The organism is Proteus sp. GOKU (assembly GCF_015475555.1).
Taxonomy (GTDB): domain Bacteria; phylum Pseudomonadota; class Gammaproteobacteria; order Enterobacterales; family Enterobacteriaceae; genus Proteus; species Proteus mirabilis_B.
On record NZ_CP034105.1, the window covers coordinates 1724884 to 1750817 of the forward strand.

Sequence of the window (25934 nt, forward strand, 5' to 3'; positions counted from 1 at the left end):
TTAATGGGCTGTTAAACAGCCCTTTGTTATGTAAATCATTGCTCCTCATCTACCAGCGATAACTGACGGACATTTTGATATTTCTGCCTTCTTGTGGCACACCTAATGCCGAGAAATATTCTCGATTAAAGGCATTCGCGAGTACCAACGCAGCTTGAATATCTTTATTGTTTTGAGATTGATAACTAATTGAGAAATCGTGAATGCCATAGCCCGGATATTGAGCAATAAGCTCTTGCATTCGATTGGTTGTTTTGCCTTTTACGTGAGGTGCTCTTCCTTTGTGTGTACCTTTATTTTCTGTTGCACTGGCAAATTTTCCTGACCACCCTAATGAGAAGGGAGTTTTAGCAATAGGAAGTTGAATAAAGGTTGTGAGTACTTCAGGGCGAACAGGCGAAATAGTTTCATGCGTAGTTAATTCAAGGGTTCGAGTACGGTTATAACCTAGCCCAATAGAAATTAATGGATGTGAATAACGTAAGCCGAGATCAACACCGTCGATAAGTGCTTGAGGAATATTAATGGCTTGCAGATGAAGCTTTTTCGTTAATACACGAGCATCCCAAATATCATACGTAATATAGTCTATCGCTTTCGTATCAAAATAAGCCGCATTCAGAGAAAATTCATCATCAGATGCTAATAAGTGTGAAAAAGTCAGTTTTCCACCATATTCCCAAGTGCGATTTTTTTCAGGGCTCAGATTAGGATTTGGGATCCAAAATCCTTTTGCAGTACGACCAAAAATAGCGGGTATTTCAAAATGAAGAGAGTCGTTAAACATTTCATTTAGCGTTGGCACTCTCATATTGGTTGAATATGAAGTATAGAGCTGTAACCATTGTGTTGGTGTAAAGGTTAGAGCAATATTTTTACTAATATCACTTTCACTTGTTTGATGAAAATCGGGTTTATGTTGTTTAAAATCCTCTAAAAGTGAATTTAACTCACTTTGAGGTTTGTTTTTATAATAGTGATAACGCAAACCTGTTGTTAATGCTAAAGGTAAATGTGGTGTCGAGAGCTGACTTTCCACCCAACCAGCAACATAAACCATTTTTGCGAGAGGGAAGTTTTTTGCCGCTTGGTTGGAAACCATTTTTTGTTGATAAGCTTCTGAACCTAAAATGATTTTTTGATTTAATTTATCTGAATAGGAAAGTTGAGAACTATTCTCAATTTTTAACCCATAAGTTAATTGTGTCCGATCTTCATTTCTACCTATTTTCCCTTGTTGGTTTTTTCTACGTTGATAATCAGAAAGGGAAGTATCGGTTAAAAATATTTGATTAATATTGAATTGTGAGTAATACAAATGACTGGTTAAATTAACCCAACTCTGTGTTTCAGGCTCATAATGATAAGTGACAGAATAATTTTTCTGTTTAGATTGGCGTTCTACTTGGTTACTTTCGTTCTTACCAAATCCACCCATGCGATGTAAAACTTCTCGCTGAGTACCTTTATTCTCATAATGTCGTGCTGAAAAAATGAAAGTTTGGTTTTCAGTTGGGTAGAGATAAGCTTTAGCAAAAAAGTTGTTAATATGTTCGTGGTTTTCGAGTTTATCACCATTCGCTAAGCGAATAGGACCCCGTTGGCGCTGACTGTAAGCAAATAAACCTTCGGCAATATCGTGTCGCCCTGCAATAATCCCCCCATAAGTGAAGTGCTTATCTGCGGATGAAAGTGAGGTAAATAATTTAGCACTGAGTTTTTCATCTATTTTCAATAAGCTGCGAGGATCAAGCGTTTGAAACGAAACAACACCGCCCATTGCCCCATTACCGTGTAATACAGGGGATGAACCATGTTTTATATCAATGCGTTTCACTAATGAAGGATCAAGAAAAATACCACCTAAGTTGTTGATAGTATTTTCTAAAGGTTGCTCGATACCATCGACTAAGATCTTAACGCCTTTTTGGTCGTAGCCACGCATAAGGATGTTCGCGCCATTCGTGACACCTGTTCCTGATAGGGTTGCACCAGCCACTTTATTTAGCATTTCACCAGTAGTTGATGCGGTTTGTGCTTGAGGTGTCGAACTATCAAGAATGGAATGAAAATCGTGATTTGTTTTATCAATGGAATGACCGAGAACCGTAAGAGAGTCCATCTCTGTATTGTCTGATTGTGCAGAGGCAATAGGGGTGTACAACAAGCAAAGAGCTGTCGCTATACCTGAATATTTGAAATGTTTTTTCAGCATACACATACCATAAATGTCCATAAAAAATCCTTGTATATGGAGTTATTTAGCTGGCTGCCTAGCTGAGGGAGTAGGTGGCTTGCAAGTTATTGTCAAAATGATTATTTAGTCAGGATTAATTTTCCTGCCTTTGTTTGGCGCAGTTGATACAACTCTCCGTTGTGTTGAATGTAAACCACGCCATCTTTACCCAATAACTCAATGCTATTGATTGATTGAATTATTGAAGAATGAGAATTTTGTTTAGTTAAAGAACTATCCAAATTATTAGCTTTTTTATTCATAATATACTAAGAGTAATAAGCGTTATCATTATGATAATCATTATCGTTAACAAAAGTGTTTAGACAAGCTTTTTTTTAACGTAAACAGGTAAATTTAAGTCATATTGTGAATAACTAAACGCTATACGATGAAAATTAAAACAATGGAATAAAAGAGACTTATATTTTTCTCAAAATATAACGTTAATAAAGGGGGGGAGTTTGGATGAAAATAGAAGACAAGATAAAAGGGGTAAAGATTACCCCTTAATAAATAAGCTTATTGAAATCGACTCTCAACGGCTTGTGCTAATAATTCAAGAAGTTGTTCTGTATCATTCCAACTTAAACAAGGATCAGTGATCGATTGTCCATAATTAAGCGGTTTATTTTGTACGACTTTTTGTGAGCCTTCTTGTAAAAAGCTCTCAGCCATCACACCTACAATCGCTTGTGAGCCATCTTTAATTTGCTGACCAACATTTCTGGCTACTTCTAATTGGCGACGATGAATTTTTTCACAGTTGCCATGACTAAAATCGATAATAAGATACTCTGGTAAATCCACTTGCTTTAGTGCATCAACCGCATCAGCGATATCGCTTGCGTGATAATTCGGCTTTTTACCTCCACGCATAATAATATGACCATAAGGATTACCACTGGTTTGGTAAATCGTCATACGGCCATTTTTATCAGGCGATAAGAAAGTATGACTTACACGAGAAGCGCGAATAGCATCAATGGCAATACGAGTATTACCATCAGTGCCATTTTTAAAACCCACAGGGCAAGAGAGTGCTGAAGCCATTTCACGATGAACTTGGCTTTCAGTTGTTCTTGCACCAATAGCCCCCCAACTAATTAAATCAGCAATATATTGGCCTGTGACCATATCGAGAAATTCAGTTGCAGTGGGCAAACCTAACGCATTTATCTCAATTAATAGCTTTCTCGCAAGGCGAATACCTTCGTTGACATTGCATGAGTTATCAAGGAAAGGATCAGAGATTAAGCCTTTCCAGCCAATGACTGTACGTGGCTTTTCAAAGTAGGTTCTCATGACAATTTCTAAGCGCTCATGATAACGTTCTTTTAGCTGATTAAGCTTAGTCGCGTACTCTTTGGCGGCTTTAGGATCATGAATAGAGCAAGGCCCTACAATCACTAATAGTCGTTTGTCTTCGCCAGTAAGGATCGCTTCAATTCGTTTACGTGCTGATGTGATATTTTGGATTATCTCATCAGAAATGGGGAACTCTTTTGCTAAGGTTTCTGGTGTTACCAGACTGTCTAGCACCTTAGTCCGTAGTTCGTCTGTCTTTAACATAATTCATCTCAATAAATATACAGGGTAAATCTACCCAGTGATTAAGATCACAATAAACGAAATTCAGCTAATTTCAACAGCGTTCACAGAGAAAAACGAATAAAAAAGTCGCCAGAAAGAGTTAAAACATTCTTCTCGCTAATCCCATAGAATCAATTACCTTGGTTGAAATTTCTTCAACAGAATAATTCGTGGTGTTGAGATAAGGAATATTGTTTTTTCTAAAAAGGGCTTCCACTTCAGCTAATTCAATTCTGCATTGGCGAATCGAGGCATAACGGCTATTTTCGCGACGCTCACCTCGGATAGCAGCAAGACGTTCTGGCGCAATGGTTAAGCCAAATAATTTATGTTGATATTCTTTTAATTCAGCGGGAAGTTTTAAGAAATCCATATCATCCGCAGTAAAAGGATAGTTTGCGGCTTGAATACCAAATTGCATTGCCAAATAGAGGCTGGTGGGCGTTTTTCCACAACGAGAAACACCAATTAAGATCACTTGAGCTTGGTCGAGATTTCGTAATGATATGCCATCATCATGGGAAAGGGTGTATTCGATTGCAGCAATACGAGCATCGTATTTACTAAGGTTTTTTTCGGTTAATCCATGAGTTTTGTTTAATTTTGGCGATGCTTGAATGCCCACTTCTTTTTCAAGTGGTATTACTAGGGATTGCACAATATCCTGACAAAAACCTTCACTGCTATTTATTATCTGTTTAACTTCAGGGCTGATAATAGAATAAAAGACAAGAGGCTTAGCACCACTCTTTTTATAAATTTCGGAGATTTTCTGTTTTATTTCTTCAGCTCTTTCCACAGTAGAAACAAAAGGTAATGTATAACTTTTCATTTTTAATGGAAATTGAGAAAGTACCGCATGGCCTAATACTTCTGCTGTAATCGCTGTACCATCAGAGATAAAAAAGACTGTTCTATCAATGGGTTCATTATTATCACAATTAATAGAATTCAAGCTTAATATCATAACGCTCACCTTTTTTTAGCTGAATTAGCAAATCAAACAATATTATCTAAAGCATTTTTAGTGATTATAAAGGATAAAAAAATAAAGTTTTCTGGTTGATCGATTCACCTTTCTATATTCAGCATCACATTGTGATACGCTTATTTACGTTGTCGTTTTGACAGCGGGTTTTTCTTTTTTTCTCTCTCTCATAATTGTTTAAAAAAGGATTGTTCTCAATGTCCAGCAATAGCCTCACCCCGTGCAATGTGCTTTGGTATAACCAATTAGGTATGAATGACGTTGATCGTGTTGGTGGGAAAAATGCTTCCCTCGGTGAAATGATCACAAACCTAGCGGAACTGGGTGTTTCTGTTCCTAATGGGTTTGCTACCACAGCGCAAGCGTTTAATGATTTTCTGGAACAGAGCGGTATCAATCAGCGTATTTATGAATTACTTGATAGCGTTGATGTTGATGATGTTAATCAACTGACTCAAGCAGGTAATCAAATTCGCCAGTGGGTAATTGATACACCTTTTACGCCTCAGTTTGAAAAAGATATTCGCGATGCTTATCTCACATTAAGTGAAGGTGAATCTGAAGCTTCATTTGCCGTTCGTTCATCTGCGACTGCAGAAGATATGCCTGATGCTTCTTTTGCCGGTCAACAAGAGACGTTTTTAAACGTTCAAGGTATTGATGCCATACTCGTTGCAATCAAACACGTATTTGCCTCGTTATTTAACGATCGCGCAATCTCTTATCGTGTTCACCAAGGTTATGATCACCGTGGTGTTGCATTATCTGCGGGTGTTCAACGTATGGTACGTTCTGATCTTGCTTCTTCAGGTGTGATGTTTACCATCGATACTGAATCTGGCTTTGATCAAGTTGTCTTTATTACATCAGCTTATGGTTTAGGTGAAATGGTTGTACAGGGTGCTGTTAACCCAGATGAGTTTTATGTACACAAGCCAACTTTAGCAAAAGGTCTACCTTCTATTGTTCGTCGTAATCTTGGCTCTAAAAAGATCCAAATGGTTTACGCAGACAGCGTTGAACATGGTAAACAAGTCCGTATCGAAGATACGCCAGAGTCACTGCGCAATCGTTTCTCTTTGACTGATCATGAAGTTCAAGAGCTGGCTAAACAAGCTGTATTGATTGAACGCCACTATGGTCGTCCAATGGATATCGAATGGGCTAAAGATGGACATAATGGTCGTTTATACATCGTTCAGGCTCGCCCAGAAACAGTTCGTTCTAACCAACAAGTTATGGAGCGCTATCAATTAAATGAAAGTGGCTCTGTTATTATTGAAGGCCGTGCTATTGGTCATCGTATTGGTACGGGTGCCGTCAAAGTTATCCATAACTTAAGTGAAATGGATAGAATTGAAGCGGGTGATGTGCTGGTTACTGACATGACAGACCCAGATTGGGAACCTATCATGAAGAAAGCTTCTGCGATTGTAACTAATCGTGGTGGTAGAACTTGTCACGCAGCTATTATTGCTCGTGAATTAGGTATTCCAGCTGTTGTAGGTTGTGGTGATGCAACAGAATGTATTGCGGAAGGACAAGTTGTAACTGTTTCTTGTGCTGAAGGTGATACAGGATTTGTTTACGATGGAAAACTGGATTTCTCTATTCAGAGCTCCGCAATCGATAATATGCCTGAATTAGGGCTCAAAATCATGATGAACGTCGGCAATCCTGATCGTGCATTCGATTTTGCAGGCTTACCAAATGATGGTGTCGGTCTTGCGCGTTTAGAATTTATTATTAACCGCATGATTGGTGTGCATCCTCGCGCATTACTAGAGTATGACGACCAAACTGAAGCACTGAAAGCTGAAATCAATGAAATGATGGCTGGCTATGAATCTCCAGTTGAGTATTACATTAGTAAATTAACGGAAGGGATTGCAACATTAGCAGCGGCATTCTGGCCTAAACGCGTTATTGTTCGTTTATCTGACTTTAAATCTAACGAATATGCCAATTTAGTAGGTGGCGATCGTTATGAGCCAGATGAAGAAAACCCAATGTTAGGATTCCGTGGTGCGGGTCGTTATGTTTCTGACGATTTCCGTCGCTGTTTCTCGCTTGAGTGTGAGGCGGTAAAACGTGTTCGTAATGATATGGGTTTAGAAAACGTTGAAGTTATGATCCCATTTGTTCGTACTGTACGCCAAGCTGAAGAAGTTATTGACGAATTAGCGGCAAATGGTTTGAAACGTGGTGAGAATGGCTTAAAAGTCATTATGATGTGTGAAATTCCATCAAATGCCTTATTAGCAGATAAATTCTTAGAACACTTTGATGGTTTCTCTATCGGCTCTAACGATATGACCCAATTAACATTAGGTCTTGACCGAGATTCAGGTGTGGTTTCTGCACTGTTTGATGAACGCAATGATGCAGTGAAAGCATTGTTATCAATGGCGATCCAAGCCGCTAAACGTAATGGAAAATATGTGGGTATTTGTGGTCAGGGACCTTCTGATCATGAAGATTTCGCACAATGGCTAATGGAAGAGGGAATTGATAGTTTATCTTTAAACCCAGATACTGTAATTAAAACTTGGGTAAAATTAGCACAATAGAATTAATATCATCGCTATAAATAAAAGCTCACAATATAATGTGAGCTTTTTTTATACAATTATTAAATAATAGGCAAAAAAAAAGCCTATCATGGGCTGACAGGCAAAGACTACACACAGCAATATTTTATATTCTTTAATCTCGCCAATTAATCTATTAATATGAAAGGCGAAATTATTAATTCGATGAAACATTTGTTTCGTTGATATTTATATTAAGAGAAATGCGTTAATTATGCTCTAAGAATTATCTCAATAAAAAGAATATAGGCTTATTTGAAAGTGAATATAACTTGCTGGTAACAAACAGGTTTAAAAAAATGTAATTTGTTTCAAATTGTAAGTTTTAATATAAAAATATAATGATTTATTCCTAAATTGATAATCTTTATTAAACCTTACTCTGTTATTTTTAGAGCATGTAAGTAGCTACACTTACATGCTCCATTATTATTTATTCTTTTTCGATAAAGTTTTTATTCATAAATTCTACTGTTTCAGTTAAATCAGGATTAGGTTTTGGTACTTCATTAATCCATGCATTTAATAAGCTATGTGCAACAGCAAGAACAACAGGACCAATAAATAACCCAATCATACCTAATGTTAAAATCCCACCAATAACACCAGTAAGAATTAATACCATAGGCAAATCAGCGCCCATCTTGATTAAATAAGGTCGTAATACACCATCCATTGTCGCAACCGCGCCACCCCAAATCACCATAACAATGCCCCAAGTGGTATCACCTGTCCAAAATAGCCATAAAATGGAAGGGATCAATACTAATAAAGGACCTATTTGAGCAAGGCAGCAAATAAACATAATAACGGTTAATACAGTAGCATAAGGTACGCCAGACACTGCGAGACCGATACCACCAACAATCGCTTGAATTAAGGCGGTTAAAACCACGCCTAATGCGACAGCGCGAATAGACATGGATGCAAGTAAGATTGCAGCATCACCACGCTGACCAGCTAAACGAATGGCAAAATGGCGTAACCAAGATACGACATTTTCGCCTTGTAAAAACAGTAAGCCAGAAAATAACAACATCACACCCAAATGTAAGGCAAATCGACCAATATTTAATGCTTGAGCAAAAAACCAGTTTGCAGCTTGTCCGACATAAGGTTGGATTTTTGAGATTAACGCGTTACCGCCAGAGACAAGGATAGAATGCCATGTATCATAAAGCTTGCTCCCTATCATTGGGATATCGTTAAGCCATAATAGTTGAGGTGGCTGAATACTCGAAGGTGATTTTGCTAATTCTATTAAAGGCGCACTATTATCAATAACACTACTAATTAATAAGATAATAGGGATAACGAAGATCAGTAATATCAAAATCATCATTATCATGGTTGATAGCCAACGATATTTTACCCGCTTTTCAATAATAAGAAGTAAAGGCCACGTTGCAACAACAATCATTCCAGCCCAAATGAAACCCACAATAAAGGGATTTAGTATCCAAAAACTGGCAATAATAAAAAAAGAAATAAAAAGAACTGTGAATAAAACTTTGGGTATATCTGTATGGATCTGCGGTTTTTCCATGGTTTTAAATCCCTACACGAATAAAAATGCTAGAAGCAGATGAATAAACATTGCAAATATCACGTTGTTTATATCACTACGCAATTTGCCAGAATTGTATGATAAGGTGAACAGGTATCGGTCTGAAAGTACAAAATGAGGCAAAGTACCTCTTAGCATACATTTCAACATCTAAAATTAAGCAATGTGGACTATTAGATTAAAGAGCTATAACAAATGATCCCACGTATATCGCAAGCACCGCAAGTCAGTGAACTCACAACAGAATTTCTTGATACTCTTCTAAAAAACGGTTTCACCGGTGATATCTCCAGCAGTTACGCTGACAGACTCACTATGGCAACAGATAATAGTATTTACCAGTTATTGCCACAGGCTGTTGTTTTTCCTCGCTCAACAGCTGATGTAACTATTATTGCTCGCTTAGTTGATGAACCTCGATTTCATTCACTCTCTCTGACTCCTAGAGGGGGCGGTACAGGCACCAATGGCCAAGCGTTAACGGATGGTATTGTGGTTGATTTATCTCGCTATATGAAGCGTATTATCGAGATAAATCCGCAGGAGCGTTGGGTAAAAGTGGAAGCAGGGGTGATAAAAGATGAGTTAAATCTCTTTTTAAAACCTTATGGCTTCTTTTTCGCACCTGAGCTATCTACCAGTAATCGTGCCACATTAGGTGGAATGATTAATACCGATGCATCAGGACAAGGTTCAATGGTTTATGGTAAAACCTCTGATCACGTTCTTGGTGTTAGGGCAGTTTTGTTAGGTGGCGAACTGCTTGAAACGCGCGCTATGGATACAGCGCTAGCCGAAAATATTGCCCAAGAAAGCTCCGCAATAGGTAAAGTTTACCGTACCGTTTTATCTCGTTGTAAAGAGCAACGAAAGCTCATTCTTGAAAAATTTCCTAAATTAAATCGCTTTTTAACAGGGTATGATTTGCGTCATGTCTTTAGTGATGACATGAAACGATTTGATTTAACGAGAATTTTAACAGGCTCTGAAGGCACACTCGCTTTTATTACTGAAGCGACACTGGATATTACGCCAATTCCCAAACAGCGCAGTTTAGTCAACGTAAAATACGATTCTTTTGACTCTGCATTGCGTAACGCACCTTTTTTAGTTAAAGCGAATGCACTTTCTGTTGAAACGGTTGATTCAAAAGTATTAAATCTCGCCCGTGAAGATATCGTGTGGCACTCCGTGAAAGAGCTGATTACAGATATACCCGATAAAGATATGCAAGGACTTAATATTGTTGAATTTGCGGGTGATGATGAAAACCTTATTGCTTCACAAGTTGCATCATTATGCCAGCGCTTAGATTCATTAATGAAAGAAGGTCAGGGCGGTGTTATCGGTTATCAAGTCTGTGAAGATTTGGCGGACATTAACCGTATTTATGCCATGCGTAAAAAAGCGGTCGGTTTATTAGGTAACGCCAAAGGACAAGCAAAGCCAATTCCTTTTGTAGAAGATACCTGTGTGCCACCAGAACATCTTGCTGATTATATTACCGAATTTAGAGCATTACTTGATAGTCATCAGCTCAATTATGGCATGTTTGGGCATGTTGATGCCGGTGTGTTGCACGTAAGACCTGCTCTTGATATGTGCGATCCACAACAAGAATTATTGATGAAATCTATCTCAGACGACATTGTCACGTTAACAGCCAAATATGGTGGGTTACTCTGGGGTGAACATGGAAAAGGCTTTAGAGCGCAATACAGCCCCGAATTTTTCGGTGAAACGCTTTATCATGAACTGCGTCAAATCAAAACGGTGTTCGATCCTCGAAATAGATTGAATCCTGGGAAAATATGTCCTCCATTAGAGGTCGATGAACCCATGAAGCAAGTTGATACCATCAAACGAGGCACTTTTGATCGCACAATCCCTTTGTCTGTGCGTCAAGATTTCAAAGGCGCACTGGATTGTAATGGTAATGGGCTTTGCTTTAACTTTGATGCCAAAAGTCCAATGTGTCCTTCAATGAAAATCAGCGGGCAACGCATTCATTCACCTAAAGGACGAGCCGCACTTGTAAGAGAGTGGTTACGCTTATTAACAGAGCAAGGCGTTAGCCCAAAACAACTTGAATCTAGCCTTGAAAATAATAAACCTAGTTTAAGAGGTTTAATTGAGAAAACACGTAATACATGGAAAGCTAAACGTGGCGAATATGACTTTTCTCATGAAGTGAAAGCGGCTATGAATGGTTGCTTGGCTTGTAAAGCCTGTTCAACGCAATGCCCGATTAAAATTGATGTGCCATCATTTCGTTCTAAGTTTACTGAACTTTATCACCAGCGTTATTTACGCCCGTTAAAAGATCATATTGTCGCGAATGTTGAATTAACAACGCCGATTATGGCGAAAGCACCGGGATTCTTTAACTTTTTTATGAAGCAACCGTTGGTGCAATCATTAAGTAAACACACGATAGGAATGGTTGATTTACCTTTGTTGTCATCACCTACATTAAGACAGCAATTGGCTGGGCACAAAGCGTTAGATATGACGCTAGAAGACTTAGAGCGTTTATCTGAAAAGCAACGAAGTCATCATGTGCTGGTGGTGCAAGATCCGTTTACCAGTTATTACGATGCAAAAGTGGTTGCCGATTTTATCAAACTAATTGAAAAAATTGGATTTAAACCTGTTTTGCTGCCATTTTCGCCTAATGGAAAAGCGCAGCATATTAAAGGTTTTTTACAGCAATTTAGTAAAACGGCACAAAAAACGTCAACCATGCTTAATCGTGTTGCAAAATTAGATATTCCAATGGTGGGAGTTGATCCTGCATTAGTGCTTTGTTATCGCGATGAATATCGTGAAATACTGGGTGATAAGCGTGGGGATTTTAATGTTCAACTTGTTCATGAATGGCTAAGTAAATTAGTATCTGAGCCAATAGCAGTTCGCGATGATGCTGAAAAATGGTATCTTTTCGGGCACTGTACAGAAGTGACGGCGCTACCACAAAGTATGAAACAGTGGCAGGCTATTTTCCAACGTTATGGGCAGCAACTCGAATTTGTGAGCACTGGATGTTGTGGAATGGCAGGTACTTATGGACATGAACTGAACAATTATGAAAACTCGTTGGGCATTTACCAACTCTCATGGGGTAATGCACTAAAAACATTACCAACAATGCGTTGCTTAAGCACAGGATATTCGTGTCGTAGTCAAGTAAAACGTATTGATAATATTGAGCTAAAACACCCACTACAGGCACTTTTGGAGATTATGCCATGATATGGAAACGTGAAACGACAATCGAGCATCTTAATCATATTGGCCAAAACAATATGATGAGCCATTTAGGTATTGAATTAACGTGCCTCGGGGATGATTATCTTGAAGGAACAATGCCAGTTGATCACCGCACTAAGCAACCTTTAGGGCTTTTACATGGTGGTGCTTCTGTTGTTTTAGCTGAAACATTGGGCTCTGTTGCGGGTTATCTTTGTACCGAAGGTGAACAGAAAATTGTGGGTTTAGAAATTAATGCTAATCATATTCGTTCAGCGAGAGAAGGCAAGGTAAGAGGTGTATGCAAACCGATTCATTTAGGACGTTCACACCAAGTCTGGTCAATAGAAATCTTTGATGATGAAGATCGTCAAGTGTGTATTTCTAGATTAACGACATCTGTTATTTCTTAAAGAATAAAAAAGACAAACGCACAGAGTGAAATACTCGCTTTGTGCGTTTTTTGTGTTTATAGATAATGTCAAAAAAATAAAAATAGAGAGAGAAAATAGAATTACTTCTTTATTTAGATTTTATTTTTAATGATAATCATTATCTTCATAATAAAAGATAAGACGATCAATAATGTTTACTATTTCTAAATTTAACACCACAGTATTATTAATTGCAGGTTTATTAATCAGTGGGTGCGATAATAATTCTACCTCTGAAACGAGTAATGATATAAGTAATATTTCGGTACAAACTGTTTCTGGTTTTAATATGGCTTATCCCACTTCGTTTTCCATGAGCAGAGAAGATACTGAAAATTATTTTAAATCATTACCAGATAATATTCAGGATGTCACAACGGAAATGATGGTTTATAAATCAGAACCCATTTGTGATTTGACAGAGGTTCGTCTGGTTTATTTTAAAATGATCGATGCAATGAGTTACGATGTAGATGCAGGAGCGCAAGGTATTGTAGATAATATCGCCATCATAGATGGTATGAATGAAATATCTACATCGATAAAACCATTAACTATTCCAAATGTGGAAAGTCGACATGTCTTTTTTGAAGGGAAATATGCAAAAGAGAACGTGAGTTATGAAGGTATTTTAGCGGCTGATCTTAAAACGAATCGAGTATGGCAATTGCAACTGATTAGCAACTTCAATAGCCAATCGGACAAACAAAAAAACAGTCAAATTCTTGAATGTACAAACAAATATATTCAAACCATCACTATTAATAAATAACATCAAAGAGCACACAAACCAATAAGAGGTCATCATATAAGTGGTGCTATCTTATTCCTCATCAAAGCATAAAAATGAATGTGAATAGGCTCAATAAGCGAGATGTAAAAGCACATTTTTATGCTTTTTTCTCTAAATTTCAGTGATAACATATAAAGTGTATTTATTTTGCAACTTATGTGCGTATTGTGCGAAATATAAGAAAAATTAAAAGTTTTATTTTTTAGAATGAAAAAATATAAAAGTGTTATATTACATTGCGTTAACATGTATTGTTAACAAAATGAGTGCAAAAATAGAACAAAAAATACACATTTACGGAATATCCTTTCAAAAGACATGGTTGAAGTGATAAGGGTTATCATTACCATTAGTGTCAGGAAAGATATCAATCTCCTTTCGAAATGAGGTCAGAAATGACAAACAACGTTGAAACTTTTTCTCTTAATGACACAGCTTGGCAAGGCATTGTATTAACGGATAATGCGGCAAAGCATATCTGCCATTTGGTTGAGAAAAACCCTGAAAAACAAGGGCTTTCCTTAAGTATCAAACCCTCCGGTTGTACAGGGTATGGTTATGTTATTGAACTCGCTACTGCCCCAAATGATGATGATCTTGTTTATGAACATAATGGCGCAAAACTCTTTGTTTCATTAAAAGCAATGCCATTTATCGATGGGTTGGTTGTTGATTATGTTCGTGAAGGACTTAATCAAATGTTTAAATTTAATAATCCTAAAGCTCAAAACGTCTGCGGATGTGGTGAGAGCTTCGGGGTATAACATAGTGAAGTCAGATTATGTCTCAGAGCAATGTTGAAATTGGTGATGAAGTTCAGGGATGGCTAAGCGATCACCACTATAAAGAAGGTTTTTATACCGATATCTCAACCGACACCTTAGAAAAAGGATTAAATGAAGCGGTTGTACGTGCAATATCGGCAAAAAGAAACGAACCAGAGTGGATGCTGGAATTTCGTTTAGATGCTTATCGCCATTGGTTAGAAATGGAAGAGCCACATTGGCTAAAAGCAGATTATCCATCGCTTAATTATCAAGATTATAGCTATTACTCAGCACCATCTTGTAGTTCATGTTGTGCTAACGGCAGTTGTGCTGGTGGCACAAATGAAGCTGTTACGAGCGATAAACAAGCTGCACAGGATTATTTAACCAAAGAAGTTGAAGATGCTTTTAACCAACTCGGAGTGCCTGTAAGAGAAGGGCAAGCTGTTGCTGTTGATGCCATTTTTGACTCTGTTTCTGTTTCAACAACATATCGTGAAGAGCTTGCTGAACATGGCATTATTTTCTGTTCATTTAGCGAGGCTATTCAAGAATACCCTGATTTAGTGCGCCAATATTTAGGCACCGTTGTCTCAAGCCATGATAATTACTTTGCTGCGCTGAATGCTGCGGTCGCATCTGATGGTACCTTTGTCTATATTCCCAAAGGGGTTCGTTGCCCAATGGAGTTATCGACTTATTTCCGTATTAATGCGGCTCAAACGGGTCAATTCGAACGAACAATTCTGGTTGCTGATGAAGGCAGTTATGTTAGTTATATCGAAGGTTGTTCAGCACCTGTTCGTGATAGCTATCAGCTTCATGCTGCTGTGGTTGAAGTCATTATCCATAAAGATGCTGAAGTAAAATATTCTACAGTGCAAAACTGGTTCTCTGGTGGCGACAGTGAAGGCGGTATCCTTAACTTTGTGACTAAGCGCGCTATTTGTGAAGGCGAAAACGCAAAAATGTCATGGACGCAATCAGAGACAGGATCTGCAATCACATGGAAATATCCAAGTGTGATTTTAAAAGGGGATAATTCCACCGCTGAATTCTTCTCGGTTGCTTTAACGAATGGCAACCAACAAGCAGATACGGGGACTAAGATGATCCATATCGGCAAAAATACCAAATCAACCATTATCTCTAAAGGTATTTCTGCGGGTAAAAGTCAAAACAGTTACCGTGGGCTCGTAAAAGTACTTCCTGGTGCACAAAATGCTCGTAACTTTACCCAGTGTGACTCCATGTTAATTGGTACACAGTGCGGTGCGCATACTTTCCCTTATGTTGAGGTAATGAATAATTCAGCACAGCTTGAGCACGAAGCGACAACGTCACGTATTGGTGAAGATCAGTTGTTCTATTGTCGCCAGCGTGGATTAAGTGAAGATGATGCAATCTCAATGATTGTAAACGGATTTTGTAAAGATGTGTTCTCAGAATTACCGCTGGAATTTGCTGTGGAAGCACAAAAATTATTAGCAATCAGCTTAGAGCATAGCGTCGGTTAACTATTAACCAAATTCTGAGTATAAAGATACCGAAGGCATATATTATGTTAGATATTAAAAATTTACATGTCAGTGTTGAAGGCAACGAGATCCTCAAAGGATTAGATTTGCAGGTTCGTGCAGGTGAAGTTCACGCAATTATGGGACCAAATGGCTCAGGTAAAAGTACGCTATCTGCAACGCTTGCTGGTCGTGATGAATATGAAGTTGATGAAGGTTCGATTACCTTTAAAAATAAAGATTTATTGGAATTAGAACCGGAAGATCGCGCAGGTGAAGGCATCTTTATGGCATTTCAATATCCTGTTGAAATACCCGGTGTCAGCAATCAGTTTTTCTTACAATCTTCTGTAAATGCAGTGAGAGAATATCGTGGCCAAGAGCCGTTAGATCGCTTTGATTTTGAAGATTTTATTGAAGATAAAATCAAATTACTGGATATGCCACAAGATTTGTTAACACGCTCTGTCAACGTGGGATTTTCTGGTGGTGAGAAAAAACGTAACGACATTTTGCAAATGGCTGCGTTAGAGCCTGAATTATGTATTTTAGATGAAACAGACTCGGGTCTTGATATCGACGCATTAAAAATCGTTTCTAATGGTGTTAATAGTTTACGTGATGGTAAACGTGCCTTCATCGTTGTAACACACTACCAACGTATTCTTGATTATATTAAACCTGATTTTGTGCATGTGCTTTATCAGGGGAAAATCATTAAATCAGGTGATTTTTCATTGGCGCAAAAATTGGAGGAACAAGGTTATGGCTGGCTTATTGACCCTCAATGAAAAGCGTGAAAAACAGCGCCAAGTTGAACTGCGTAATCAACAAGCATTAAAAATGTTTTCAGCGTTATATCATCAACGTAAAGGTGACGATAATCTCAACGCTCGCAATCATTGGTTACAAGTTGAGAAAGTAGGTTTCCCTACTTACCGCCATGAAGATTGGCATTATACGCCATTAGAAGAAACACTAAGCCAGTGCTATCAACAGTTGCCACCTTTTGATGTACAAAGTTTAATGGCTAAACATGCATTATCTTTTGATTGCTACCGTATTGTTATGGTGAATGGCACATTTTCACCGATAGAAAGTAGTAAAGATTTTGGTCCTTATCAAGTTACTTTACTTGATAATCAAAGTGAATTACCTAAAGCGGTAAATGGTGAAATCTTCCTGCATTTAGTTGAAAGTTTAGCGCCACATCCATTGCTTATTACCCTGAAAAACGGTGTTATTGCGGATAAGCCACTCTATATTCTCAATATTACTCAAGGTGATCAAAGCACAGAGGTAAATAGTGCAAATTATCGTTTTCACCTTGATGTCGGTGCGAATACTCAGATGCAAGTGGTAGAACACTATATCAGCAGTGATAGTGAAAACCGTCATTTTACAGGTGCAAGATTAACCGCAACGATTGGCGATAATGCCTCTTTTAACCATATCAAATTAAGTTTTGAAAATGGAGTAAGTCAGCATTTTGCCCATAACGATCTGACGATAGGCCGTGATGCTCGTGTTAACAGTTATGCTTTCTTATTAGGCGCTAAACTTAGTCGTCATCACACGAGTTCTGCACTAAAGGGTGAAAATACAGAGCTTTCAATGAATAGCGTTGTATTACCTAAAGCTGGAGAGATTGCAGATACTCGTACATGGCTAGTTCATGGTGAAAAAAATTGCCAGAGTCGTCAACTGCATAAAAGTATTGCGATGGATGCAGGGAAAGCCGTATTTAACGGTATGATCACGGTGACACCTCAAGCATTAAAAACAGATGGTCAAATGACTAATAACAATCTGTTGCTGGGTGAAAAAGCGCAAATCGATACCAAACCACAACTTGAAATCTATGCCGATGATGTGAAATGTAGTCATGGTGCTACTGTGGGACGAATTGATGATGAGCAGCTATTTTATCTGCGTTCACGAGGTATTTCCTTAAGTGACGCACGTAAAATGATCATCCATGCATTTGCGGCTGAATTAACTGAATCGCTAGAAAATAGTGTGATCAAAGCGCAGGTATTAGAAAGAATTAATCAGCGCTTATTAGAGGTATAAAATAAGGCATTATGACGCATTCCATTGAAAAAGCGCGAGATGATTTTCCAATTCTTTCACAGCAAGTGAAAGGAAAACCACTGGTTTATCTCGACAGTGCCGCAAGTGCTCAGAAACCGGCTTGCGTCATTGAACATGAAAAACAATTTGCCTTAACACAATATGCCGCGGTTCATCGCGGCATTCATACATTAAGTGCAAATGCGACAACGTTAGTTGAAAATGTCCGTAAAAAAGCCTGTGATTTTTTAGGTGCCAATAGCGAAGAAGAGATAATTTTTGTTAAAGGAACAACCGAAGGGATCAACCTTATAGCGAACGTTTATAGCCAACGATTTTTAAATGATGGTGACAATATCATCATCACCGAAATGGAACATCACGCAAATATTGTTCCATGGTATATGTTGGCAAAACAGTATGGCTTTAATGTCCGTGTGTTACCGTTATTGCAAGACGGTACACTCGATTTAGCTCAATTACCCCGTTTAATCGATGAACGAACTAAATTACTCAGTCTCACTCATCAATCAAATGTATTGGGCACAGTGAATCCAGTCGCTCAAATTATTGGTGATGCTCGTCAATATGCTATTGAACAAGGTGGTGAATTACATATATTGGTTGATGGTGCTCAAAGTGCAATGCATCAAACAATTAATGTTTCACAACTTGATTGCGACTTTTTTGTTTGTAGCGGTCATAAACTTTATGCGCCAACGGGTATTGGTTTGTTATACGGCAAGAAAGCGATACTGGATGAATTACCGCCTTGGGAAGGCGGTGGCGCAATGATAAAGCATGTTCATATTAATGGTGATATTACCTACGCAGATGCGCCTTGGCGCTTTGAAGCAGGGACACCGAACATAATGGGAATGATCGGCTTAGGTGCGGCATTAGATTATCTTTCACAAATAGGCATGGATAACATTGCCGAATATGAAAGTAGCATAATGAAGTATGCCCAAGAGCAGTTACAAAAAGTAAAATCGTTAACGCTTTATGGCAATGATTCTCGACAAGGAGTGATAGCGTTTAATTTAGGCAAACACCATGCTTATGATGTTGGGGCATTTCTTGATAATTATGGTATTGCTATTCGTACAGGGCATCATTGTGCGATGCCAATTATGGATTATTATCAAGTTCCTGCGATGTGTCGCGCATCTCTTGGGTTGTATACCAATAAAAACGATATAGATGCACTGGTTAATGCGCTATTGCGTGTCGAAATGCTATTAGGTTAAAGATTAAAATAAAGAGGTTATTCATGGCAGTTGCTAATTTGCCAGATGAAGCAAAATTATTACGCAATTTTTCTCGTTGTCAGGATTGGGAACAACGTTACCTTTATATGATGGAGTTAGGTGAGCGTCTTCCTCCTTTAACAGATGAACAACGTATTTCAGCTAACTTTATTGAAGGTTGCCAAAGCCAAGTTTGGATCGCTGTTTCTCTTAATGAGAATAAACAGTTAGTGCTGGCTGGCGATAGTGATGCAGGTATTGTAAAAGGCCTCGTTGCCTTAGTGATTATCTTATTTCAAGGTAAAACTATCGAACAAGCATTAGAGACAGATATCAAACATTACTTTTCATCATTAGCACTAGAAAGCCACTTAACACCTTCTCGCACGCAAGGTTTGCATGCGATGGTTACGACACTTATTAAGCGTTTTTCAGAATACGCTGTAGCATAAATGTTACCTGATCCCGCATTAATGTTCTAAACTGACTTATTATATGAAAGCATAACAATGATAATGTTATCATCATAATAGTCAGTTTATTTTATTTCTAACACACGGGATAAACGATGAAAAAATGGTTAACTCTCTTAGGGGTATCGCTGTTAGGGATGAGTAGTCACTTATCTTACGCGACAGAATATCTACTACCTGCTGATGGCCAGCGTATTATTGGTGAAAATTTTTCATATATAGTTCCCGATGATAAACGCTCATTAGAGGCTATTGCGTCCGAATACCAAGTGGGATTGCTCAATATGATGGAAGCGAATCCTGGTATTGATCCTCTTTTGCCTGATGCAGGTAAAACTTTAACAATCCCATTGCAGATGATTTTGCCTGATACTCTACATAAAGGTATTGTTATCAACCTTGCTGAATTACGCCTTTATTATTATCCAAAAGAGGGAGGAACTGTTGATGTTTACCCGATTGGTATTGGTCAATTAGGGCGAGAAACACCGGAGATGGTGACATCGATTTCTCAATTAATTAAAGATCCCACTTGGACACCAACGGCGAATATTCGCAAAAATTATGCGGCTAAAGGGATCACGCTACCAGCTGTCGTTCCTGCTGGTCCTGAAAACCCAATGGGGGCATATGCCTTAAGATTGGCACATAGTCGAGGTGAATACCTTATTCATGGTACTAATGCTGATTTTGGTATTGGCTTAAGAGTGAGTTCAGGCTGTATTCGTTTACGCCCAAATGATATTGAGACCTTATTCAACGTGGTGCCTAAAGGTAGCCGAGTTCAGGTTATCAATAAACCGATTAAATTTACTGAAACTGCAGACGGCAGACAGTTTATTGAAGTTCATCAGCCACTATCACGTAACGAAGATGACGATCCGCAAACGATGCCTCTTACATTTACAAAGCAATTTAATGCTTGGTATGAAAGTGGCAAGGTTAATAAAGATAAAGCAGATGCAGAGCTGATTCGACGTTCGGGTATACCTGTGGATGTGACAGCATATTAATCTTTATAAAATATAATGAGCTAAAAAAACAAAGCCCTAACAATGTTAGGGCTTTGTGATTAATGCTTACCTAAAGCTGTTTTCAGCTTATCGGTGAGTCAAATTACTTTTTATAAGTAGTGACTTGGTTATCTAAACGCTGATTTGCACGAGCTGCTTCGTCGTAAGCTGATTTAGCTTCAGCGCGAGCAGATTGTACATCACCACTTAGTTGCTGAACTTGAGTATTCAGGCGGCTTACATCAGAAGAGATTTGATCTAATTGTGCATTATTACTAGAAGAACAACCTGCTAATAAGCCTGAAGCCAGAATTACCGCACCTAGTACAAGTTTCGCTTTCATAGTTACAACCTCTATTATTAGTTTGTGTAAAGGAACAAGTAGCATTTATATGAAACCATTAATAAGTATGGCACACATATAGGAAAATGCTGGATTTATTCGTAATAAGTGTATCTTGCGTTTCCTATAACAATAGGAAAAATAACACTTATATTGTAAATTTTCAGCACAATAAATGCGCGTTTTCTCACAAAAGTTCATTATTAGTAAAAATCCTAATCATTAAAAAGTGATTTAATGACTAAAAATCACACAAATTGACATTGGCGATTTACTCGCAACCTGATTGATTAATAGCTATAAATAGATAAAAAAGAGAGTGGGATAAGAGAAAAAATGAATCTAAAAAAGAGTGACAGAAAAAAAAGAAAGAAAAATATTAGAAATAAATTAGAAATAAATAAAAAACGCCACTCAAGGAGTGGCGTTTGATGTATTCACGTTGTATAAAATTACAGAACGTGAACAGATGAAGTATTTGTTGTACCGCTATCAACCAGTGCACCGGTAACCATAACAACACGTTCACCAGCATGCGCTAAACCACTTGCTAATGCTGCTTCTTTACCGATACGGTAGAAGTCATCAGTAGAAGAGATTTCTTTAACTAATTGAGTGGTTACACCTTTAACTAACAGTAACTGACGAGCTGTTTCTTCGTTGTTTGTTAATGCTAAGATTGGTGCTGTTGGGAAATATTTACGGATAGAACGAGCTGATTTACCACCGAAAGTTGCAACAACAATCAGAGGTGCATCTAAGTTTTCAGCCATTTCAACCGCACCGCGACAAACTGCTTCAGTTACGCGTAATTTTGCAGCTGTTTGTTTGTAATCAAGACGAGATTGCATGATACGGTCTGTACGATCACAGATAGTTGCCATGATAGTCACAGCTTCTACTGGGTATTTACCTTTTGCACTTTCACCTGACAACATAACAGCATCAGTACCATCTAAGATAGCATTCGCAACGTCACCCGCTTCAGCACGAGTAGGGCGTGGGTTTTTGATCATTGAATCTAACATTTGCGTTGCAGTGATAACCACTTTACGCGCAGCGTTACATTTTTCGATCATCATTTTTTGTGCGAAGATAACTTCTTCAACTGGGATCTCAACACCTAAGTCGCCACGAGCAACCATGATACCGTCAGATGCTTCTAAGATCTCATCAAAATTGTTTAAACCTTCTTGGTTTTCAATTTTTGAGATGATCATGATGTTTTCGCCGCCGTGCGCATTTAAGTGAGCACGCATTTCCTCAACGTCAGAACGTTTACGAATAAATGATGCAGCAACGAAATCAACGCCTTGCTCGCAACCAAAGATAAGATCTTGTTTATCTTTTTCAGCTAATGCAGGTAAACCGATAGAAACGCCAGGTAAGTTAACACCTTTGTTTTCACCTAAGTCACCGTTGTTTAAAACTTCACAAACAACTTCTTTATCAGTTACAGCAGTGACTTTCATGCCGATAAGACCATCATCAACTAAAACGGTGTTACCAACAGTTAAGTCTTTAGCGAAACCTTCGTAAGTTACAGCAACGCGGTCTTTGTTACCCACAACAGTTTTGTCTGTAGTGAAAGTGAATGTTTGACCAGCAACTAAAGCGACATCATTACCACCTTCTAATTTGATGGTACGGATTTCTGGGCCTTTAGTATCTAATAAGATAGCGGCTTTTTTGCCTGTTTTAGCGCAAACATTACGCAGATTTTTGATACGGTTGCCATGCTCTTCATAGTCACCGTGAGAGAAGTTTAGACGCATAACGTTCATGCCTGCGTCCAGTAATTGATTCAGTTTTTCTTCAGATTCGGTTTTTGGTCCGATGGTGCAAACAATTTTTGTCTTTTTCATGGCAGTCTATTTAATGGTTGTATTGTAATGGATGAATAAGGATTAATGTCGCCGTTTTCTATTAACAGTATCAACGGTGCAAAACAGGGTGTATAAACTCATCTCTCATAGATAAGTTGCGCAACATGTTAATGGTTCAGCAACATCATAAAAATCTTGTCACTATTTTGTATCAAAGGTTGGCAGACATCTTACATTATAGTCTATCACGATTCATTTGTTCTGTTTTCTAAAGATGCCCGTAAATCAATACGCTGAAACCTTTCAACAAAATTATGTTTCGTATTATAGAGGTTAATTTCTATGAAGAAAATCGAAAAAAGGTAAATTTAAGTGATGTGATCAAAATACGGAGCTGACTGCTTGTTTTTTAAACACTTTGTTGCGCAATAAAATATTGCAAGCTAGATTAATTATTTTGTAGGGTAGGTAAGAAGAATAAAAATAAGAAAATAGAGAAAGAGAAATGGTGCGTCCAAGTGGACTCGAACCACCGACCCCCACCATGTCAAGGTGGTGCTCTAACCAACTGAGCTATGGACGCACTGTATTGAGATGTTATCGAAAAATAAATGGTGCGTCCAAGTGGACTCGAACCACCGACCCCCACCATGTCAAGGTGGTGCTCTAACCAACTGAGCTATGGACGCATTATCTATTAGGTGACAACGGGGACGAATATTAACGAGATGATTCGATTCTGGCAAGAGGAAAAACACAAATTTATATTCAACTGCTCGTATTTAAAGCTATTTGTTGATATTTGTGTCATTCCCTTGCCGAAATAACTGTTTCTGTTTAACGCTCTGAGCGTAATAGTACCACTTCATCAGATTGACGTTGGATCCACCAAATGCGGGAACCCATCATAATTGCTGAGGCAGTTAAACCTAAAATAAAGCCAATCCAGAAACCAGCAGGTCCCATCGCTTCAACAAAGTAATTAGTACGCCCTAATATATAACCAGAAGGTAGTCCAATTACCCAATAGGCAATAAAAGTAATAAAGAAGATAGAGCGGGTATCTTTATAACCTCGTAATACACCTGAGCCAATAACTTGCACAGAATCTGATAACTGATAAAGCGCAGCGAATAACATAAGATGGGAAGCTAACGTCACCACTTCAATATTATCGTTATACATTAACGCGATTTTTTCTCTGAAGATAATAGAGAAAATCGCGGTACAACTTGCCAACATTAGTCCAACAGCAAGCGCTGTAATGGCTGAAATACGTGCTTGTTCTGTAGAGCGTTGCCCTAAGTTATGACCGACACGGATTGTTGCTGCTATTCCCAATGAAAGAGGGAACATAAACATTAGTGAACTAAAGTTAAGTGCTATCTGATGACTGGCAACCGCAGTAACGCCTAAAGGTGAAACTAATAATGCAACAACGGCAAATAGTGTTACCTCAAAGAATAAGGCTAAGCCAACAGGTAATCCTAAAAATGTAATACGTTTTATCGTGTGGAAATCAGGACTGACTAAACGTTTCTTTGGCATAACATCACGTTGTGTCGGTGCTCGACGCACGTAATAACGCATCATTAAGAACATCGCCCAGAAAACAGAAGCCGTTGCAACACCACAACCAATACCCCCTAATTGTGGTGCGCCAAATTTACCGTAAATAAAGGCGTAGTTGACAGGGATATTAATTAATAGGCCAACAAAACCAATTATCATGCCAGGTTTTGTTTTAGATAATCCCTCACATTGACTTCTCAGTACCTGATAGTAAAGGCAACCAGGTGCACCCCACATAATGGCATGAATAAATCCAATGGCCTTTTCGGCTAATTCGGGTTCTATATCATGTTGCGCTTCAATAATAAAACGGCTGTTATAAAGAATAGCAATTACCATGATTGATAAGAAAGTGGCGAGCCAAAAACCTTGCTGTGTACGATTAGCAATGTGTTTTCGTTGTCCTGAACCATTTAATTGAGCAACGATTGGGGTTAATGCCATTAATATCCCTTGGCCTAATAAAATCGTTGGTAACCAAATAGACGTACCTACTGCCACCGCCGACATTTCTGTGGCATTTACAGCACCCGCCATGACAGTATCAACGACACCCATTGCTGTCTGGGAAAACTGCGCGATGATAACGGGGATACCGAGAGCAAGTAAGCTACGCGCTTCTCTTATGTACTTCTGCACGCATACACCTTTATTTATTATAAGAAAACGAAAGGAAAGGAAGAGAACAAACGTCGTATTGTTAAAATGACGTAAAGAGATCCTCAAGACCGCTTATTCTAATGATAAAAGTTTAATTAGCAACGAAAGAAGTTTAGCTTTTCAAACACAGGATTTTGATAATTTATTAGGTGTTTTTACGTTATATTTAACGGTAATCCTCGACAAGGAATAAATACGATAATTGTTCCTTTGTATTAATACGAGCTATGTTATCCTTAATAGCATAAGCCTAAATTGAGTTTACCAGTTTATCGATCCAAGGAGATGTAAGATGTTTACAGGTATTGTTCAGGGAAAAGGGCGGGTTATTGCTATCGAAGATAAAGGCGATTTTCGTACCCATATCATTGAATTACCCAAAGAGTTAGTCGGCAATTTAGAAACAGGTGCTTCTGTTGCAAATAATGGTTGCTGTTTAACGGTCACTAAAATTGAAGGTACACATATTAGCTTTGATCTAGTGAAAGAGACATTACGTTTAACTAACCTTGGTGAATTAAAAGTCGGTTCTGAAGTGAATATTGAACGTGCGGCTAAATACGGTGATGAAATAGGCGGGCATGTGATGTCTGGTCATATTGTCACAACTGCCGAAGTTGCCAAAATTATAACATCAGAAAATAATTTACAAATTTGGTTTCGTATCTTTGATAAAGCATTAATGAAGTACATTTTACACAAAGGTTTTATTGGTATTGATGGAATAAGCCTAACTGTGGGCGATGTGGTTAATAACCGTTTTTGTGTCCATTTAATTCCTGAAACGCGCGATAGAACGACATTAGGTCGCAAACGCCTTGGTGATAAAGTCAATATTGAACTTGATCCTCAAACTCAAGCGATTGTCGATACAGTAGAGCGCGTTATGGCGCAACAAGCACAGCAACAAGCTTTATTAGCAGCACAACAAAATGAAAATGAAGAACAAGCTTCACATAATTAATAATTAATGTTGTTGCTCTTAAAAG

General features: G+C 38.2%; 20 protein-coding genes and 2 tRNA genes. 12 read left to right on the forward strand and 10 right to left on the reverse strand.

Going from position 1 to position 25934, the window contains the following annotated elements; genetic code table 11:
• Window positions 1-49: 49 nt before the first annotated feature.
• The 4 genes from EHE21_RS08025 to EHE21_RS08040 all read right to left on the reverse strand — a co-directional run bounded on the left by EHE21_RS08025 (window position 50) and on the right by EHE21_RS08040 (window position 4796).
• Window positions 50-2236 (reverse strand): TonB-dependent receptor domain-containing protein, encoded by a 2187-nt coding sequence (locus EHE21_RS08025; RefSeq protein ID WP_194952363.1) that lies wholly within the window; start codon window positions 2234-2236, stop codon window positions 50-52.
• 80 nt (window positions 2237-2316) lie between these two features.
• Window positions 2317-2499, reverse strand: a complete 183-nt coding sequence (hemP, locus tag EHE21_RS08030; protein WP_088495769.1) for a hemin uptake protein HemP — start codon at window positions 2497-2499, stop codon at window positions 2317-2319.
• Window positions 2500-2758: 259 nt separating this feature from the next.
• The gene (locus EHE21_RS08035) at window positions 2759-3808 is read right to left on the reverse strand and encodes a 3-deoxy-7-phosphoheptulonate synthase (RefSeq protein WP_194952364.1); all 1050 of its coding nucleotides are present in this window, start codon (window positions 3806-3808) and stop codon (window positions 2759-2761) included.
• A gap of 121 nt (window positions 3809-3929) precedes the next feature.
• Window positions 3930-4796: a pyruvate, water dikinase regulatory protein gene (locus tag EHE21_RS08040; RefSeq protein WP_088495767.1), complete on the reverse strand. Its 867-nt coding sequence runs from the start codon at window positions 4794-4796 to the stop codon at window positions 3930-3932.
• A gap of 218 nt (window positions 4797-5014) precedes the next feature.
• Here EHE21_RS08040 and ppsA point away from each other — a divergent pair, with 218 nt between their 5' ends.
• Window positions 5015-7387: a phosphoenolpyruvate synthase gene (ppsA, locus tag EHE21_RS08045; protein ID WP_194952365.1), complete on the forward strand. Its 2373-nt coding sequence runs from the start codon at window positions 5015-5017 to the stop codon at window positions 7385-7387.
• A gap of 454 nt (window positions 7388-7841) precedes the next feature.
• Here ppsA and ydiK read toward each other — a convergent pair whose 3' ends face one another.
• Complete coding sequence (gene ydiK, locus EHE21_RS08050) at window positions 7842-8954, reverse strand: AI-2E family transporter YdiK (RefSeq protein WP_088495765.1); 1113 nt, start codon at window positions 8952-8954, stop codon at window positions 7842-7844.
• Window positions 8955-9170: 216 nt separating this feature from the next.
• On the opposite strand from ydiK, the gene EHE21_RS08055 reads away from it, so the two are divergent.
• From EHE21_RS08055 to EHE21_RS08100, 10 genes are all read left to right on the forward strand, one after another.
• Complete coding sequence (locus tag EHE21_RS08055) at window positions 9171-12227, forward strand: FAD-binding and (Fe-S)-binding domain-containing protein (protein ID WP_194952366.1); 3057 nt, start codon at window positions 9171-9173, stop codon at window positions 12225-12227.
• On the forward strand, window positions 12224-12637 hold the full coding sequence (gene menI / locus EHE21_RS08060; protein WP_072070326.1) for a 1,4-dihydroxy-2-naphthoyl-CoA hydrolase: 414 nt from the start codon (window positions 12224-12226) through the stop codon (window positions 12635-12637). Before EHE21_RS08055 ends, menI begins: the two co-directional genes overlap by 4 nt.
• Window positions 12638-12809: 172 nt before the next feature.
• A complete protein-coding gene (locus EHE21_RS08065) occupies window positions 12810-13430 on the forward strand; it encodes a hypothetical protein (RefSeq protein ID WP_194952367.1) in 621 nt (206 codons plus the stop codon).
• Between the two features lie 416 nt (window positions 13431-13846).
• On the forward strand, window positions 13847-14215 hold the full coding sequence (sufA, locus tag EHE21_RS08070; RefSeq protein ID WP_036913225.1) for a Fe-S cluster assembly scaffold SufA: 369 nt from the start codon (window positions 13847-13849) through the stop codon (window positions 14213-14215).
• 17 nt (window positions 14216-14232) lie between these two features.
• Window positions 14233-15735 carry a Fe-S cluster assembly protein SufB gene (sufB, locus tag EHE21_RS08075; protein WP_075673222.1) on the forward strand — a complete coding sequence of 501 codons (1503 nt, stop codon included), beginning with the start codon at window positions 14233-14235 and terminating at the stop codon, window positions 15733-15735.
• A gap of 44 nt (window positions 15736-15779) precedes the next feature.
• Entirely contained in the window at window positions 15780-16526 is a 747-nt protein-coding gene (gene sufC, locus EHE21_RS08080) for a Fe-S cluster assembly ATPase SufC (protein ID WP_088495761.1), read from the forward strand.
• Window positions 16501-17808, forward strand: coding sequence for a Fe-S cluster assembly protein SufD (gene sufD, locus EHE21_RS08085; protein WP_088495760.1), 1308 nt, complete (start codon window positions 16501-16503; stop codon window positions 17806-17808). Before sufC ends, sufD begins: the two co-directional genes overlap by 26 nt.
• Window positions 17809-17819: 11 nt before the next feature.
• Window positions 17820-19058, forward strand: a complete 1239-nt coding sequence (gene sufS, locus EHE21_RS08090) for a cysteine desulfurase SufS (protein WP_194952368.1) — start codon at window positions 17820-17822, stop codon at window positions 19056-19058.
• Window positions 19059-19081: 23 nt separating this feature from the next.
• A complete protein-coding gene (sufE, locus tag EHE21_RS08095; protein ID WP_109850045.1) occupies window positions 19082-19510 on the forward strand; it encodes a cysteine desulfuration protein SufE in 429 nt (142 codons plus the stop codon).
• 116 nt (window positions 19511-19626) lie between these two features.
• Complete coding sequence (locus EHE21_RS08100) at window positions 19627-20544, forward strand: L,D-transpeptidase family protein (protein WP_088495757.1); 918 nt, start codon at window positions 19627-19629, stop codon at window positions 20542-20544.
• A 103-nt stretch (window positions 20545-20647) separates the two neighbouring features.
• On the opposite strand, the gene EHE21_RS08105 is transcribed toward EHE21_RS08100, so the two are convergent.
• The 5 genes from EHE21_RS08105 to EHE21_RS08125 form a co-directional block, all read right to left on the reverse strand.
• The gene (locus EHE21_RS08105) at window positions 20648-20887 is read right to left on the reverse strand and encodes an Lpp/OprI family alanine-zipper lipoprotein (RefSeq protein ID WP_036913221.1); all 240 of its coding nucleotides are present in this window, start codon (window positions 20885-20887) and stop codon (window positions 20648-20650) included.
• 452 nt (window positions 20888-21339) lie between these two features.
• Entirely contained in the window at window positions 21340-22752 is a 1413-nt protein-coding gene (gene pykF / locus EHE21_RS08110; protein WP_194952369.1) for a pyruvate kinase PykF, read from the reverse strand.
• Between the two features lie 467 nt (window positions 22753-23219).
• Window positions 23220-23296: transfer RNA gene (locus tag EHE21_RS08115), tRNA-Val, on the reverse strand.
• Between the two features lie 29 nt (window positions 23297-23325).
• A tRNA-Val gene (locus EHE21_RS08120) sits at window positions 23326-23402 on the reverse strand.
• 148 nt (window positions 23403-23550) lie between these two features.
• Entirely contained in the window at window positions 23551-24924 is a 1374-nt protein-coding gene (locus tag EHE21_RS08125) for an MATE family efflux transporter (protein ID WP_102949515.1), read from the reverse strand.
• A 313-nt stretch (window positions 24925-25237) separates the two neighbouring features.
• On the opposite strand from EHE21_RS08125, the gene EHE21_RS08130 reads away from it, so the two are divergent.
• Complete coding sequence (locus tag EHE21_RS08130; protein WP_194952370.1) at window positions 25238-25909, forward strand: riboflavin synthase subunit alpha; 672 nt, start codon at window positions 25238-25240, stop codon at window positions 25907-25909.
• The last annotated feature ends 25 nt before the right edge of the window (window positions 25910-25934 follow it).

Excerpts from the sequence above, each read along its gene's own strand:
- EHE21_RS08100 (WP_088495757.1), top strand. The coding sequence starts at position 19,627 with ATGAAAAAATGGTTAACTCTCTTAGGGGTATCGCTGTTAGGGATGAGT.
- ydiK (WP_088495765.1), bottom strand. The coding sequence starts at position 8,954 with ATGGAAAAACCGCAGATCCATACAGATATACCCAAAGTTTTATTCACA.
- EHE21_RS08105 (WP_036913221.1), bottom strand. The coding sequence starts at position 20,887 with ATGAAAGCGAAACTTGTACTAGGTGCGGTAATTCTGGCTTCAGGCTTA.
- sufD (WP_088495760.1), top strand. The coding sequence starts at position 16,501 with ATGGCTGGCTTATTGACCCTCAATGAAAAGCGTGAAAAACAGCGCCAA.
- EHE21_RS08130 (WP_194952370.1), top strand. The coding sequence starts at position 25,238 with ATGTTTACAGGTATTGTTCAGGGAAAAGGGCGGGTTATTGCTATCGAA.
- EHE21_RS08035 (WP_194952364.1), bottom strand. The coding sequence starts at position 3,808 with ATGTTAAAGACAGACGAACTACGGACTAAGGTGCTAGACAGTCTGGTA.
- menI (WP_072070326.1), top strand. The coding sequence starts at position 12,224 with ATGATATGGAAACGTGAAACGACAATCGAGCATCTTAATCATATTGGC.
- sufE (WP_109850045.1), top strand. The coding sequence starts at position 19,082 with ATGGCAGTTGCTAATTTGCCAGATGAAGCAAAATTATTACGCAATTTT.
- EHE21_RS08025 (WP_194952363.1), bottom strand. The coding sequence starts at position 2,236 with ATGGACATTTATGGTATGTGTATGCTGAAAAAACATTTCAAATATTCA.
- EHE21_RS08055 (WP_194952366.1), top strand. The coding sequence starts at position 9,171 with ATGATCCCACGTATATCGCAAGCACCGCAAGTCAGTGAACTCACAACA.
- sufB (WP_075673222.1), top strand. The coding sequence starts at position 14,233 with ATGTCTCAGAGCAATGTTGAAATTGGTGATGAAGTTCAGGGATGGCTA.
- EHE21_RS08040 (WP_088495767.1), bottom strand. The coding sequence starts at position 4,796 with ATGATATTAAGCTTGAATTCTATTAATTGTGATAATAATGAACCCATT.
- sufA (WP_036913225.1), top strand. The coding sequence starts at position 13,847 with ATGACAAACAACGTTGAAACTTTTTCTCTTAATGACACAGCTTGGCAA.
- hemP (WP_088495769.1), bottom strand. The coding sequence starts at position 2,499 with ATGAATAAAAAAGCTAATAATTTGGATAGTTCTTTAACTAAACAAAAT.
- EHE21_RS08065 (WP_194952367.1), top strand. The coding sequence starts at position 12,810 with ATGTTTACTATTTCTAAATTTAACACCACAGTATTATTAATTGCAGGT.
- pykF (WP_194952369.1), bottom strand. The coding sequence starts at position 22,752 with ATGAAAAAGACAAAAATTGTTTGCACCATCGGACCAAAAACCGAATCT.
- sufS (WP_194952368.1), top strand. The coding sequence starts at position 17,820 with ATGACGCATTCCATTGAAAAAGCGCGAGATGATTTTCCAATTCTTTCA.
- ppsA (WP_194952365.1), top strand. The coding sequence starts at position 5,015 with ATGTCCAGCAATAGCCTCACCCCGTGCAATGTGCTTTGGTATAACCAA.
- sufC (WP_088495761.1), top strand. The coding sequence starts at position 15,780 with ATGTTAGATATTAAAAATTTACATGTCAGTGTTGAAGGCAACGAGATC.